The 13,337-nt window shown below is 42.6% G+C and carries 16 protein-coding genes; 4 read left to right on the forward strand and 12 right to left on the reverse strand.

Features of this window, described 5'->3' with window-relative positions; all coding sequences use genetic code 11:
• Positions 1-314 precede the first annotated feature (314 nt).
• Together nagK and B7360_RS14495 are read right to left on the reverse strand one after the other, a co-directional pair.
• On the reverse strand, positions 315-1,223 hold the full coding sequence (gene nagK, locus B7360_RS14490) for an N-acetylglucosamine kinase (RefSeq protein WP_085343834.1): 909 nt from the start codon (positions 1,221-1,223) through the stop codon (positions 315-317).
• A gap of 173 nt (positions 1,224-1,396) precedes the next feature.
• Positions 1,397-2,146 carry a tRNA-uridine aminocarboxypropyltransferase gene (locus B7360_RS14495; RefSeq protein ID WP_054867106.1) on the reverse strand — a complete coding sequence of 250 codons (750 nt, stop codon included), beginning with the start codon at positions 2,144-2,146 and terminating at the stop codon, positions 1,397-1,399.
• Between the two features lie 149 nt (positions 2,147-2,295).
• Between B7360_RS14495 and B7360_RS14500 the strand changes: the two genes are divergently transcribed.
• Positions 2,296-3,117, forward strand: a complete 822-nt coding sequence (locus tag B7360_RS14500) for a sterol desaturase family protein (RefSeq protein ID WP_012841839.1) — start codon at positions 2,296-2,298, stop codon at positions 3,115-3,117.
• A gap of 90 nt (positions 3,118-3,207) precedes the next feature.
• Here the strand turns inward: B7360_RS14500 and B7360_RS14505 are convergent, their stop codons facing one another.
• The 6 genes from B7360_RS14505 to B7360_RS14530 form a co-directional block, all read right to left on the reverse strand.
• On the reverse strand, positions 3,208-3,438 hold the full coding sequence (locus tag B7360_RS14505; RefSeq protein ID WP_048626379.1) for a hypothetical protein: 231 nt from the start codon (positions 3,436-3,438) through the stop codon (positions 3,208-3,210).
• A gap of 47 nt (positions 3,439-3,485) precedes the next feature.
• The gene (locus B7360_RS14510) at positions 3,486-3,866 is read right to left on the reverse strand and encodes a hypothetical protein (RefSeq protein WP_054867073.1); all 381 of its coding nucleotides are present in this window, start codon (positions 3,864-3,866) and stop codon (positions 3,486-3,488) included.
• Positions 3,867-4,102: 236 nt separating this feature from the next.
• Complete coding sequence (locus B7360_RS25000; RefSeq protein WP_085343835.1) at positions 4,103-4,576, reverse strand: hypothetical protein; 474 nt, start codon at positions 4,574-4,576, stop codon at positions 4,103-4,105.
• Positions 4,577-4,990: an NUDIX domain-containing protein gene (locus B7360_RS14520; RefSeq protein WP_085343836.1), complete on the reverse strand. Its 414-nt coding sequence runs from the start codon at positions 4,988-4,990 to the stop codon at positions 4,577-4,579. It lies immediately after the preceding gene.
• A complete protein-coding gene (locus B7360_RS14525) occupies positions 4,980-5,399 on the reverse strand; it encodes an NUDIX domain-containing protein (protein ID WP_085343837.1) in 420 nt (139 codons plus the stop codon). Before B7360_RS14525 ends, B7360_RS14520 begins: the two co-directional genes overlap by 11 nt.
• Positions 5,400-5,606: 207 nt before the next feature.
• Positions 5,607-7,625 carry a methyl-accepting chemotaxis protein gene (locus tag B7360_RS14530; protein ID WP_085343838.1) on the reverse strand — a complete coding sequence of 673 codons (2,019 nt, stop codon included), beginning with the start codon at positions 7,623-7,625 and terminating at the stop codon, positions 5,607-5,609.
• 134 nt (positions 7,626-7,759) lie between these two features.
• Here B7360_RS14530 and B7360_RS14535 point away from each other — a divergent pair, with 134 nt between their 5' ends.
• Positions 7,760-8,254 (forward strand): NlpC/P60 family protein, encoded by a 495-nt coding sequence (locus B7360_RS14535; protein ID WP_005396208.1) that lies wholly within the window; start codon positions 7,760-7,762, stop codon positions 8,252-8,254.
• Positions 8,255-8,298: 44 nt separating this feature from the next.
• On the opposite strand, the gene B7360_RS14540 is transcribed toward B7360_RS14535, so the two are convergent.
• The 3 genes from B7360_RS14540 to B7360_RS14550 form a co-directional block, all read right to left on the reverse strand.
• Positions 8,299-8,643: a DUF3802 family protein gene (locus B7360_RS14540; RefSeq protein ID WP_005396212.1), complete on the reverse strand. Its 345-nt coding sequence runs from the start codon at positions 8,641-8,643 to the stop codon at positions 8,299-8,301.
• A 190-nt stretch (positions 8,644-8,833) separates the two neighbouring features.
• On the reverse strand, positions 8,834-9,796 hold the full coding sequence (locus B7360_RS14545; protein WP_005396213.1) for a GGDEF domain-containing protein: 963 nt from the start codon (positions 9,794-9,796) through the stop codon (positions 8,834-8,836).
• The gene (locus B7360_RS14550; protein ID WP_005396215.1) at positions 9,796-10,770 is read right to left on the reverse strand and encodes a response regulator; all 975 of its coding nucleotides are present in this window, start codon (positions 10,768-10,770) and stop codon (positions 9,796-9,798) included. The genes B7360_RS14545 and B7360_RS14550 overlap by 1 nt, the downstream gene beginning before the upstream one ends.
• A 224-nt stretch (positions 10,771-10,994) precedes the next feature.
• On the opposite strand from B7360_RS14550, the gene B7360_RS14555 reads away from it, so the two are divergent.
• Positions 10,995-11,861: a fructosamine kinase family protein gene (locus B7360_RS14555; RefSeq protein WP_085343839.1), complete on the forward strand. Its 867-nt coding sequence runs from the start codon at positions 10,995-10,997 to the stop codon at positions 11,859-11,861.
• Positions 11,862-12,114: 253 nt separating this feature from the next.
• Positions 12,115-12,309, forward strand: coding sequence for a CPXCG motif-containing cysteine-rich protein (locus B7360_RS14560; RefSeq protein ID WP_005396219.1), 195 nt, complete (start codon positions 12,115-12,117; stop codon positions 12,307-12,309).
• 75 nt (positions 12,310-12,384) lie between these two features.
• Here B7360_RS14560 and B7360_RS14565 read toward each other — a convergent pair whose 3' ends face one another.
• Positions 12,385-12,996: a riboflavin synthase subunit alpha gene (locus B7360_RS14565; RefSeq protein WP_085343840.1), complete on the reverse strand. Its 612-nt coding sequence runs from the start codon at positions 12,994-12,996 to the stop codon at positions 12,385-12,387.
• Positions 12,997-13,337 lie beyond the last annotated feature (341 nt).

Raw genomic sequence — 13,337 nt, forward strand, 5'->3', positions numbered from 1 at the left:
GTACCTTTCTGTTAATTGTTCTGGCGAGAACTACATCAACAGATTACACCGCAACTTCCCTTCTCTTCCATACACCAGAAATCAGCATAGCTCGGCAAAAAGAACAAATAAGCTTAGCTGTAAACAGAAAACTCGCGATTCGTCGCGAGTTTTTTTATGCATGCTATTTTTGTTCGTGCTCTATACCCAGCATATAGAAGTTACTTGGGTATATGAGTTACTTCGATATATAAGTAAAAAGCCCCGTTTTACCTTGATGGTCTAAACGGGGCTTTAGATTTCTTCTTACTTTATATCGAGTAAGGTTTCAGTCACTACTTGATGTTTAGGAACGCAGCACCGCGTACACCGCCTGAATCACCGTGTTTTGCTTTGATGATCTTAGGACACTTAGCCACAGACAATAAGTGTTTAGAGATGCGTTTTGGCATCTCTTCATAAATCAATTCGAAGTTTGAAAGACCACCACCCAGCACAACAACATGTGGGTCAGTCGCTGTAAAGATGTTTGCAAAACAGATAGCCAGCAACTCCATAAAACGCTCAACGTGCTCGACGGCTTTCGCTTCACCTTCTGCGTGCGCTTTAATGATGTCGATCGCTTTCTTCTCTTCACCGTAGTAATGGGCATACAGAAGCTCGAAGCCTCGACCAGAAAGGTAACTGTCTAAACACCCCTTCTTGTCACAACCACACCCCAACAGAGGTGCGTTTTCGCCTAAGTGGAACCAAGCATCGATAGGTAAACGAGTATGGCCCACCTCACCTGCTACGTGGTTACGGCCAGAGAAAACTTTACCATCGTAGATAAAACCGCCACCAAAGCCAGTACCTAGGATCAAACCAAGTACGGAAGGCTCATCTTGAAGCTCTTCGTCCCATGCTTCTGATAGCGCAAAACAGTTTGCATCGTTTTCAATTTTTACGCTGCGACCGATTTTAGCTTCCAGATCAGCACGAAGTGGTTTGCCTTTTGCCGCAGGAACGTTAACTGTTAGTACAGTTGCATCATCGGCGTCTTCCATACCTGGTAGGCCAAGACCAATCGTACCTTCGCAGCCAAACTCTGCATCGTATTTGTTAACCAATTCCGCAATGGTATCAACCAGCAGCTCGTAGTTGTCTGTTGGTGTAGGTACACGTTCCGTCGCTACACGCTCAAGCTTCTCGTTAAATGCACCAAATTCAATTTTAGTGCCACCGACATCAAAGCCGTAATACATGTATTTCTCTCCTAAAAAATGCTTAAACGACTCCAAAAATGGCTGGAGTCAAAAGTATAAACTAGTGGCATTATCCATATCTGTACGCCTGCAAACCGTGACCGAATGCAGATTTATACCCTCACCGCAGCCAGTTGAACAACATGCCATCAACAAAAGTTCATTCCTTAGAGTCAGCTCTCGGTTTTCACCCACTCTTTGAAACGTTTTAAATGCGGTCGGTTGGGATCGTTTTTGACTCGGGTCTTGGTCAACATGTAGGTTTCTCTAAAGGCTTCAAACCACAACTGCAGGCATTCCGATGCTTTATTCTCACCGGCTTGTTTCAAAACTAACGTCGCGACTTCGGCGGTTGAAAGATGCTGCTCATTCTCAGAACGGCGCATGATGTATTCAGACAGAGATTCTGGCTCAATAGAAAGCACAGGCAAAGATTTAAGAAAATCAGACCGACGGAATATCTTTCGTGCCTCACGCCAGCTACCATCAATAAAGATCAGCAACCATTTTTTGTTCTGAGCCTCTTCGTTTATTAATCGCGCAGGCTCCAGATCTTCAATTAAACGAGATGGGTCATCCACATAGTCTGCAGGAAATACAATCACTGGTTGGTAGTTGTCATCCTGTAGTAGCTCCAGCATCTCCTCAGACGGTTCTGTTCGATTCCATTGATACACGTAAGTCTCTTGAATCGTATCAGCAATTAGGCGACCGGTATTACTTGGTTTAAATACTTCGTTTTCAGAAACAATCAACATACATGCAATATTAGCCTTGATGTTTGGCTGAAGATCGCACAAACAGTGTTGCTCAGAAACCTGGCAATATTGGCAACGAACCACTTTACATCCACGCGCGTTGAAAGGCTTGGTTGAGATAGATTGTCGGTACTGATATAAACGGTGGAAAGCGTGAATTCTCATGGTAAGTAATGCCAAGTAAAAAGTAGAGCGCGATTCTACTGACATTATGGTTTCGCCTCAAGATAAGCCCTTCAAAGCACCTTACTGTTTGTTGAAATAATTTCACCCTTATCTCGGTCATAGATAAAGTAATAAATAAGGAAATGACAGTGACAGAAACGACGTTTCAAGATCCCTCGTGGATAAGATTAGGCTTTTTTCTCGGCGTATTATTACTTTGTGCCCTTTGGGAAAACAAACTGCCGAGAAAAACACTTACCGCTTCACGTGGGTTTCGCTGGGTCAATAACTTATCACTGGTTGCTGTGAATAGCTTGATTGTTGCGTTAGTCATGCCTATCGCGGCCTTTCAAGCTGCAATTATCGCTCAGGAGCAACAATGGGGACTATTTAATTTGCTCTCCCTGCCCGCTTGGTTAAACGTGCTTCTAGCGGTTATTCTGCTTGATTTCGTCATTTACGTTCAGCATGTGGTCTTTCACTATGTAAAGCCACTGTGGAAGCTTCATCGAATGCACCATGCCGATCTCGACATTGATGTCACCACTGGCGCACGTTTTCATCCTATCGAAATCATCATCTCGATGGGTGTCAAAATTGCCACCGTATTTATCTTAGGCGTTTCTCCTATCGCTATCGTGGTATTCGAAATAGTGCTCAATGCCAGTGCGATGTTTAATCACAGTAATGCAAAACTGGCTTTATCAGCGGATCAGAAACTGCGAAACGTCATAGTAACGCCAGACATGCATCGCGTTCATCATTCCGTGATAGCAAAAGAAACCAACTCGAATTTCGGTTTCTTCCTTTCTGTTTGGGATCGACTTTTTGGGACATATCGAGCTCAGCCTGAGCTTGGCCATGATGATGTCGTAATTGGTATACCGGAAATTAGGAATGAAGCAGAACAACGATTAGACAAGCTGTTAACGCAACCTTTTCGCTATAACCGAAGAAGACGCAACAGTTGAAGAAAAGTTTTTGTGGATGAAGTGCGTAAACAAAGCGAATAGACTAAAACTAAACACCAACCAGTTAAACACCACTTCATCCTTACGATGCTAGCTAATGGATTCACTCTCCGTTAGTTGACGTTTTTTGTTTAACTGAGTAATACCAACAAATAAACCAGCCACACCAAGCACCGTGCACACCAAAGCATTAGTATTCATTGCTTGTTGTGCTTCTATTGAGCTGTATAGAAAAGCCAGACTGAAGAAAGTGGTACCAAAGCTTAAACCTGTCAGTACGCTGAAACCAGCGAAACTGGCCAAGTCTTTAAAGTCGTTCATAACGAATCCCTGTTTACTATCCTTAATTGAGTGATGAAAAGTGAAAGTTAACGAAATATCTGGCGTGATTGTCGATGTTTACGCGCGTTCCATAACCAGATAGATACGCCGAATGAAAAACCTAAAAAGAGTGTTTTCATTTGAAGTGCGGCATTGTTGTCCAATATTTCTAATGCATAGTGAGCGTGCGAGCTAAAAATAACATTGGTCGTCAGAATCAATAGCATAAGTACTAATCCGGAACGACGGTGCTTCACCAACAGATACACCGCTAGTAAGTCTAACAGCCCCAATGCGCTCCAATAAATATTCAACCAGCGTGGCGCAAAATCATAAGGCAAAAAACCGTTAGCAATGTTGTCATAAAGATGAACCACACCGCCAACTGTCATAAAAAGGCATAAGAGAAACACGACGAATTTATCCATTATCGTTTCCTTATCTGAATGAATGCGCAAAGCATATAGAAGTCAGTTAAACATTTGTAATCTCATAGCCATTTTTGAGATCGACAGTGCCTTTAAACACTACGTGAGGCGTGCGAAAGAAATTTATTCGCTCCTGATAGAAGCATAGTGTTAGCTTTGGCATTTCGCTCAAATCCGCTAGTTTTCCCAAGTGATAAGGTGAGAAAGGTTGTCAGGCGCGCGATGATAAAGGTATGTCACACTCTACTCTCCTTCACTATTTCAGACACAAAAACAAACTTTTTCGACGGCGGAAAGATACAATCTTCCGAGCATCTAAAGCCTCGTAGCCAGAATCCGTCGTCGAGATCCCGTAGATACAAACCACGTGGATAAGCTTTGTCATTCGAAAGCGGGGAAGACACCACAGTAAGGTACTCTCCCTTCGCCAAGTCAATTTCTTGTAAGCGGAGGTATGGCGCAACAGCTAAAGGACAAGGTGATAGATTTTGTGTCGACGCCACTTCAATCATTTCTCCAAGGGTCGCGCCAAAATAAAGTCCGAAGTCAAACGGTGTTTTTATCGTTAAAAAGATCGATTGAATGTCATCTGAGCACTCGACTTTGTCATCATCGAATAGTTGTTGGGCGAAGGCATTCAATTGAACACCTTTTTGACTCAAGTGCTTTAACAAGTTCTTCTTTGTTAAACCTCCAACTTGCAACTTCACTTACACCGCTCCTTGGTCTATCAGTTTTCGAACTTTTTCCAGTGCGTGCTGAAAAACAGTATGCGCCTGTGAGGAAATATCGCTCCCTATATCGTGCCAAAAAAACGCAAAATCATGTCCGCCATCGTCTTGCGTATGAAACGTCCATGAATCCGCTAGGTCCGCACACTCACACAAAACAAAATGCCATGCTTGATTTTGAAAGCCACTGTCCCATGAGCATAAATATCGAGCGGAGATAACGTGCGTAATCCCAGATTCTTCAGCCAGCTCCCGTTTTGCAGCCGTGATGTAACTTTCATCAAACACTTCAACAGTACCCTTGACGAACTGAATACCCGCCAACGGATGTTTAAAAAGTAGGAGCTCTTGGTTTTGCTTACGCAGAACGACGGGACAAACTTTATCGATCACAAAACCACTCCTCGTTGTTTAAGCAGAAAGCTTTGGCTTGTTCTGGATATAAAGGAATCGCATGAAGTTGCTCTACACGCACCCACTTTAAATGGTACTGATTAACATCTGATTTTCTGATTTGCTCTGGCCCAGCCCCCAGTTTCACTTTTGAGTTCCCGACATAAGAGAGAAAATAGGTTTCTAAGCGCCCTTGATTTTCGAGTTCAAAAACCTTCTCAACCCAATTGAGTTTCAATGAGGTTTCTTCCAGCGCTTCTCTTTTCGCAGTTTCAACAGGCTGCTCTCCAACTTCAACACTACCGCCGGGGAAAACCCAATAGTGTCTATCGTTTTGAAAACGCTGGATAAGCAAAAGTTCTTGCTGATGATTAACCAGTATAAGGCTGGCTCTTTGTAATAGTTGCATGATTCATTCCTTTGAATTCGGACAACATTCTAGCCATCTTGTTTTACCGACATAGCATTAACACCACGTAGTGATAACTCAGCCCTTAAGAAATGAGCAAGATGCGATATAACTCACTTTTGCGATTTGAATAGCAATGAGAAGTTGCGTAGAAGCAACAAAAAAGCAGAACCGAAGTTCTGCTTATAGAAGATAAAAACATGTCACTTAGGCAGACTGATGTAGCTCGTATTTATGCAACATCGCTTGTTGATGCCCTGCAATTTCTGCCACTTGTTCAGAGCTTTCAACCATGGATTCAAGTTGTAGCTTTGTACGCTCTCCAAGCTCGGAAATATTATTGATGGATTGAGACACATCCGCCGTCGCACGTTCTTGCTCTTCCGTGGCAACAGAGATCTGCTCAACACGCTCTTGAATGTGCTTAACCGCGAGGTTGATATCAGAGAATGTCGATTTCACTTCATTGCTGGACTGCAGCGCGTGGGCCATTTCTTCTCTTGAATCATTGACTGCTTGGCGCGAACGCTCTGCGGCAGTAATAAGCTCGCTCATCATTGCTCGGATGTTCGTTGTTTGTTGAGAAGTATCACTTGCTAGTTTGCGGACTTCATCCGCGACAACTGCAAACCCACGCCCTTGTTCACCAGCTCGAGCGGCTTCTATTGCTGCGTTGAGAGCAAGCAAGTTTGTGTTGTCAGCAATACCACTGATCATATCGACCATTTCACGAATCTGCTTAACACGTTGGTTTAGCTCTAACATAGATTGCTCATTCATATCCAAAGAGCTTTCAAGTGATTCCAAACGTTCACGGTTTTGTTCCACAACTTGAACGCCTTTTTCAGTGTGCTTGGTAGCAAGCATCGAGTCCTGTGACGAGGCATTTGTCACTGTTGCTATTTCACGAATGGAGGCTTCAAGTTGCGTAATGGTCGTGATCATGCTCGCCAACGCTTCATTTTGTGTCGTCAGCCCATCGCTCGTTTGTTCAGCTGCACTGTGGCTTACTTCAGCCGTCTGATAAAGCATTTCACAATTGCGCGTCACCGTTTGAATGGAATCGTGTGTGGAATCGATCACTTGATTCAACTTTCGTGCTACTTCTTTCAGCTCATAAGGGCCGACCTCATCTGCATTGTCACGAAAGTCATGCTCGGTAAGTGCTGAAAGACGCGTTAGTACATTCCTTAACCCTCGGTTTGTCCATGACTTAAGGCTAAACCAAGTAACCAGAATAATGAAAGATATCACGCACGCCGCAAAAACGATCATAACACTCACCGACTCAATGGTCTCATTGACCACACTCTCTTTATCCGCAATCAACTCACCAGCAGCTTGTGATATTTGATCAAGCAACCGCATGGTTTCATCCGCAAGAATCGAAGCCTGTTTAAACTCTGAACGTTGCAATTCCCCTTGTTCTAGTTTGGCGAGGATCAAACGCAGCACGCCCTTTTCACTAAAGCCTTGCTTCACCATCTCGTACGGTGCCGTTAGGCTTGCGTATTCGCTTACTTCTGGATGTAAAGACTGGAAATCTTCATAGGCGAGATTAATACCTGCAATACGGTTACGCATTTCTCGGTATTCTTTTTCGGCTTTGCTCAGCTCAGAATGCATCATCATTACTAAGAACGTGCTTTCCATTGAGCTCGCTGAGGCAATAAATCGGTTGGCGGCATCACTCGATTCAGGATTTTCGGCACTAAGAAACGAGCTAATTCGATTCATTTCCGGGCCGATAGAGCTGAGTCCATAGCGGAACCCGCCAACTCCTGCATCAATATCCATTTGAATTTTTATCACTGAAGATTGCTTCAGTAAAATGGACTGCGTGATGTTATGTAAACGCGCTAAATTTGTATCTAACTCCTCAGAGAGTTGCTCAGCAACACCAGAAGCTTCTCCAACCAAACTTTTACTTTGAGTCGCAAGTGAATCGATTTGCTCTTTTATTAGAGGCAACTCTTTTGGCTCAGTAATTTGCATACCATGGTTGAGTAGCTTAACCATCTCCAATACATTCCTGGTTAACTTTGCGTTCGCCATCGCGATTGGTAACGCTTTTTGCGACAAGTCTTCAAATTGCTCTCCTACCTGTTCCATTCCTTTGAAACTTGAGACAGAAAGGGTTATAACAAGAGCTATGATAGTTAAAAATGTTGCACTAACAGCCTGAATCAGTGAAAGTGATGTGCGTGAGCGTTTTCGCTTTGCCATAATCAATTTTTATTCTTTCTTAAGGTTGAATCGGTTTTGCAGTGATTCCGTCACATTTGTGAGACAAAACCGTGATTTGCAGCCCATACTATGGATTGGTTATGACACTAATATTTCAGTTGTGAGTCGTAGAGATGACAGGTGGTGATTTGCGTCGAGTATATTTTCCTTTGATAATCAGTGTGCTACTAAGCGCCTGCTCTTCTGGGCCTGAACCTAGCGAGCAAGTGCAAGTGACAACACCTACAAATCAGTTATTGGACAATAACCCTGACTTGTTCCAGTTTTATACAGAATGGCATGGCACACCTTATCGCTTAGGCGGCACACAAAAATCTGGTATTGATTGCTCGGCATTTGTGCAAAAAGCCTTTGTCGAGGCTTATCAGCTATCGTTACCCAGGACAACGAGACAACAATCGAAACAAGGTGTGGAATTAAATTGGACGGACGCCAAACAAGGAGATTTGGTGTTTTTTAAGACAAGACGGACGACCTATCATGTAGGGATTTACTTGGGTAACAAGCAGTTCATGCATGCGTCAACGTCTAAAGGTGTGATCATTTCAAGAATCGACAACCCATACTGGGCATCTAAGTTTTGGCAAGTAAGAAGAGTTACAATGTAACTCTTCTTACTTTTAGAATTGGAGATGACTGGTATCAAACAATATCAATCATAAGTAGCAACGGCAGTATCGAATAGGTTTTTAACCAAAGCGATGTATTCATCAAGGAACGTTATCTGTTCATTAGTCGCTTTTTTATGCCATACACCAGCCAATATCTCGCCAAGATCTTCAACAACCGCATCCGCCTCTTTTAGTAATTTGAAGCGTACGCTTGAGTGAAGCTCTGGGTTTTGCTCAAAGATCGCCATGATGTTTGAAGCCACCATATCGGTGACGACATCTTCGATGCTTTCGGATCCAGTGTCGCCAATTTCAGTCGTGAAAATATCTAGATTTAGCGACAAGTGCTCGATAAGAGCGAGATATCCATCGGTTTCTAAAACCACTGTTTTTCTCCGTTTATTGCAAGCCTTCGAAGCTGAAAGCGGAATAGTTTCAATAGTAAGACATGCCGAGAAAATTTCATTAACTTATTTCATATTAACAAACATTCACGAACCAACTGGATGTTTTTCAAACAATTGCGCTTTGCCTCACTGCGTTCGGATACAGGGTTTCTTCAAACCTTTTTGTATTTCAGTCATTTTCATGCAAACAAGTTTGGTTACGACCGTTTTCTTTTGCACGATACAACGCAGCATCGGCACTCTTTAACCATTGAGTGTGAGTTTCAAAATAAGGTTTATACTCGCAAACACCAATACTTATCGTGTAATTAATCAAAAAATCTTCCACTTTCACGATCTCTTGCTCAATTCTTTTACGTAAACGCTCCGCGAAATAGCAAGCTTGTTCTTGATTCGTATGAGGAAGCAATACCGTAAACTCTTCTCCGCCAAAACGACCGCACACATCACTGCTTCTTGCTGTCTTTCTTAATAACGAAGAAGTACGACGAATGACTTCATCTCCCGTCGGGTGACCATAGGTATCATTCACTTTTTTAAAGTGGTCGATATCAAATATTACTAATGAGCATGGTCCGTCGATAACTTTTAGGTGAGCAAACTCTTCTTTCAGCGATTGCTCCCAATAAGCACGATTAAATAAACCTGTTAAACCATCTTTGCGACTGATTTCAGACAAATGTTGATTTGTTTCTTTCAAATGAATGCGATTTCTTGCCGTTTCAGAGACATCATTCACTTGAATAGCAATGTGGCTGACCTCTCCTGAGAGCCCGATTAACGGGGTGATTACGATGTCTTGATACATGAAATCACTGCTGTTTGAAACCGGAGAAAAATTGTTGAATTTAAAAAGGTACGGTCGGTTTTCCCAGCTAGAGAAGGAACGAGTTTCCAGATCGGCGGCGGTTTTTATCTTGGTTTCTAGCCAAGTTTTTGGCAGCTCTTCAAAATGATCAAATAAACATTGGCCAAGGATTTCTTGTGACAGAACGCCACTGTATGACTGCATAAAACTGTTCCACACACAGACCTTATACTCTTGATCCAACACGATAAGCCCTGAGTCCATCGTATCGAGAATTTGTGTGACCCAATGAAAGTCTGCTATGTCCAGCGTAATATCGGACATTAGATTAGCTCCATGATTTCATAAATAATTTCTACGGATGGTTTATCAATTAAAAACAGTACCTCACACTCAAAATCGAGCGCTTCTGCCATGTAGGTGTATTCGATAGTAAACAGCTCACCTAATTCACCCTGCTCTTCACAGTAAGGCGTTAACGTATCCACAATGCCTGGCTGACGAAGTGAGAATTGCTTGTCTAGCTGATCCCCTAACGATGTGAGAAATGAAGAAACCAGTAAGTTCGAGATATTCAAAATGATTTCATTATGAGGTGTAAACTCAAGCAGATAGCCTAACTTCTCACCAATTTGATTGATGTCTCTACCACGTAAACACACCAGAGCTTCACCATGAATACCGCCACCAACAAACCTCTGTGCAACCGCGACGGAGCCATCACGCCCAACAACGTCGACAAGCGTCATATGAAGTTCGCCGTAGGATAACGGACCAACATGTGGAACAGGAAGTTGGATGAACTCGTGTAAGTGGTCTGCCATAATCGCAGCCCCTTTACCAAGGGCAATGTTTGCAATCTCGCGGAATTTGGCCAATGAGGAGAACTCCTCGCAAATCTGGCTTTTAGGATCAATCGAATGGCTAGGCTTGAACGCATAGTGCAGCCCCAATTGTTCATAGAGCGGTATCACCTGCTCTTCTGTCAGAGGCTTAGCGATAAAAGCTTGAGCACCTAGCTCTATGCAGCGCTGTTTTGCCTCTTGTTGAACATCTCCAGAAATAATGACGATTTTAGTCTGGTAGTGACTAACAGGTAATGACTCGAGGACTTCAAAACCGTCCATGATCGGCATCGTTAAATCGAGAAACAAAATATCGATATTTTGCTCCGCAAGAATATTTAGCGCCTCATACCCATCTTGAGCTTCGATCAGGTGCAATGATGTATCTTGTACGATGGAGCGCGCAATGAGCTTTCTTGCAACCGCTGAGTCATCACATATCAGTATTTTCATGTCACCAATGGAACTAACGTCAAAAAAATAATAATACCTGTTGTATACGTTCATCTCCATATGCTATGACGACAAATCAGAGGCTTATAAGCGATTTGATTCACATTTATACAAATTGACTACACTGAGAGGAAGGTTTCTTTACGAAGTATGCTCAATGTAGCGCCAACACCTTGCTATTTATCCTAAACTGTTGGTGGTCAAATAGATTCGCGAGGTTTTGTATGTGGCAAGCAATATCGCAACAGCTTTCTGATACTTTATTATTCGAGTACCAGATCACGGAAAAAGTAAGACTGTCTGGCGGGGATATCAGTGAAAGCTACATGATTAATGACGGCGAACAGCGCTATTTCGTGAAAATTAACGATCGCGAGTTTTTGTCTAAGTTTGAAGTTGAAGCAGAAAGTCTGCATCTTTTGCGTGAGACATCCACCCTATTTGTTCCAGAGGTTGTGTTGGTTGGTAAAACCAAAAATGCCTCATTCCTAATTCTTAACTACCTTCCAACAAAGCCATTAGAAGATGGCCCAAACAGCTTTAAATTAGGACAGCAATTAGCTCACCTTCATCAATGGGGCGAGCAAAAGGAATTTGGTTTTGATACGGATAACTATCTCGGGTCCACTCTACAACCCAATAAGTGGCACAAGAAGTGGTGTGTCTTCTTTGCTGAACAACGCATAGGATGGCAATTACAGCTCCTTAAAGAAAAAGGCGTCACTTTAGTTGATATCGACGACTTTATAGATGTCGTAAAACAACTGCTAGCAAACCATGCTCCAGAGCCCTCCTTGCTGCATGGCGATTTATGGAACGGGAATGCGGCTCTCATGGCATGTGGCCCTATCTGTTACGATCCCGCCTGCTACTGGGGTGACAGGGAGTGTGATATTGCGATGACTGAGCTGTTTGGTGGATTTCAGCCGGAATTTTATCAAGGTTATGAATCTGTTATACCACTTTCTGCTGGTTATCAAGAGCGTAAAGATATCTATAACCTTTACCATGTTCTCAACCATTGCAATTTATTTGGCGGCCATTATTTGGAGCAGGCTCAACAAGTTATTAATAAAATTATTTCTTATTAATTTGGAAGCCACTGCATATTTCAAGATGTAAAACCTCGAGGCACATCACTACAGAAAATGACCCTAAGCTCAAGGTTGAGTTTGGGGTCAAGTTTTATACTTATTTCGACTCAATTAGCAACAACTCCACCTAATATCAAAGGAGACTTAACTTTGGATTGTGCCTATTTTCCTTGTAGGCAAAGTAAGTGAAGGGCTGTACTTCCTTAAAGAATAGAGTGTTTAAAAGCCCTGCGATATTAGGAGTTGTTGTATGAAAAATTATACCGAAAGGCATGTCAAATGCCCCCATTGTGGACATTCAATCGGCATTACACTAGATGCAAGTAATGGTGACCAAGAGTTTTATGATGATTGCCCAGCTTGTTGCCATGCCATTCACTTAAATATGCGAGTAGATGAGCTGCAAGATAAAGTCGAACTGTTTATCGATGACAATTACGAATAACAACTCGAGCGTATAAGCGTTGGAAACACAAAGTCACTTGAATTAAAAAGGAGCGCTTGGCTCCTTTTTATCATTCTAAAGCTGTTTTGCTGTGAGAACTCGCTCAACAGTATCAACTATGGCTTGAGTCTGAGGGTCAAACTCAATATTAACGCGGTCCCCTACTTGTCTTACTCCAAAGAGTGTTCGTTGCAAGGTTTCTGGAATTAGGTGTACTGAAAAACGACACGCTTCAACCTCACCAATCGTCAAAGAACAACCATCCAAGCCGATATAACCTTTCGCTAATATATATTTCATTGATTCTTGCGGCAGTTGGAACCAAATCGTGCGGTTATTAGGCGTATCGATGATCTCGACAATATCAGCCATCAAACTAATATGGCCAGACACGCTGTGTCCGCCAATTTCATCACCAAACTTGGCAGCTCGCTCAATGTTTACTCTGTCACCTTCAACTAGCTCGCCTAAGTTGGTGAGAGCCAATGTCGCTTGCATTAAATCAAAGCTGATAAGGTTGCCATTAATATTGGTCACGGTCAGGCAGCAGCCATTGTGAGCGACAGATGCCCCTATTTCTAATCCTTTACAAAGCTCATCGCTTAACTCGACAACGTGCGTTTGAAAGCGTTCTTTTTTATCAATTTTAACGACCTTAGCCGTACCCTGAACTATTCCTGTAAACATTCTTTTTACCTATTGATTTCATACAAGCTGCAATCGATGACAGAGCCTTAAGCACTGCACTGTGTATCGAGATAAAACCTGTAGATTATAGAGCAACGACCTATTGAAAAATGGAGCCTTGTTCTCATACATGCTTCTAACATTAACATGATTTATTACAGCTCTCAGTATTAGCGTATCCTGAGCTTAGCGAGCATTAAGTTAGTGTTATCCACTATTCGCAACCTAACTATGGAATATAAACATACAATTGTTTATCATTTGCGCGGAGTTTCTCCGAGGCATTTTTTCACCTTATCGTGACTAAAATCAACCATCAGATCAGTTCACCACATCTTTTG

It is taken from the genome of Vibrio sp. ArtGut-C1 (assembly GCF_002105475.1).
In the GTDB taxonomy this organism is placed as follows: domain Bacteria; phylum Pseudomonadota; class Gammaproteobacteria; order Enterobacterales; family Vibrionaceae; genus Vibrio; species Vibrio diabolicus.

Coding starts and splice junctions, on each gene's coding strand:
- B7360_RS14545 (WP_005396213.1), bottom strand. CDS start 9,796: ATGTCCGATATTACGCTGGACATAGCAGACTTTCATTGGGTCACACAA.
- B7360_RS14530 (WP_085343838.1), bottom strand. CDS start 7,625: ATGGCAAAGCGAAAACGCTCACGCACATCACTTTCACTGATTCAGGCT.
- B7360_RS14560 (WP_005396219.1), top strand. CDS start 12,115: ATGAAAAATTATACCGAAAGGCATGTCAAATGCCCCCATTGTGGACAT.
- B7360_RS14555 (WP_085343839.1), top strand. CDS start 10,995: ATGTGGCAAGCAATATCGCAACAGCTTTCTGATACTTTATTATTCGAG.
- B7360_RS14505 (WP_048626379.1), bottom strand. CDS start 3,438: ATGAACGACTTTAAAGACTTGGCCAGTTTCGCTGGTTTCAGCGTACTG.
- B7360_RS14535 (WP_005396208.1), top strand. CDS start 7,760: ATGACAGGTGGTGATTTGCGTCGAGTATATTTTCCTTTGATAATCAGT.
- B7360_RS14565 (WP_085343840.1), bottom strand. CDS start 12,996: ATGTTTACAGGAATAGTTCAGGGTACGGCTAAGGTCGTTAAAATTGAT.
- B7360_RS14510 (WP_054867073.1), bottom strand. CDS start 3,866: ATGGATAAATTCGTCGTGTTTCTCTTATGCCTTTTTATGACAGTTGGC.
- B7360_RS14525 (WP_085343837.1), bottom strand. CDS start 5,399: ATGCAACTATTACAAAGAGCCAGCCTTATACTGGTTAATCATCAGCAA.
- B7360_RS14495 (WP_054867106.1), bottom strand. CDS start 2,146: ATGAGAATTCACGCTTTCCACCGTTTATATCAGTACCGACAATCTATC.
- nagK (WP_085343834.1), bottom strand. CDS start 1,223: ATGTATTACGGCTTTGATGTCGGTGGCACTAAAATTGAATTTGGTGCA.
- B7360_RS14550 (WP_005396215.1), bottom strand. CDS start 10,770: ATGAAAATACTGATATGTGATGACTCAGCGGTTGCAAGAAAGCTCATT.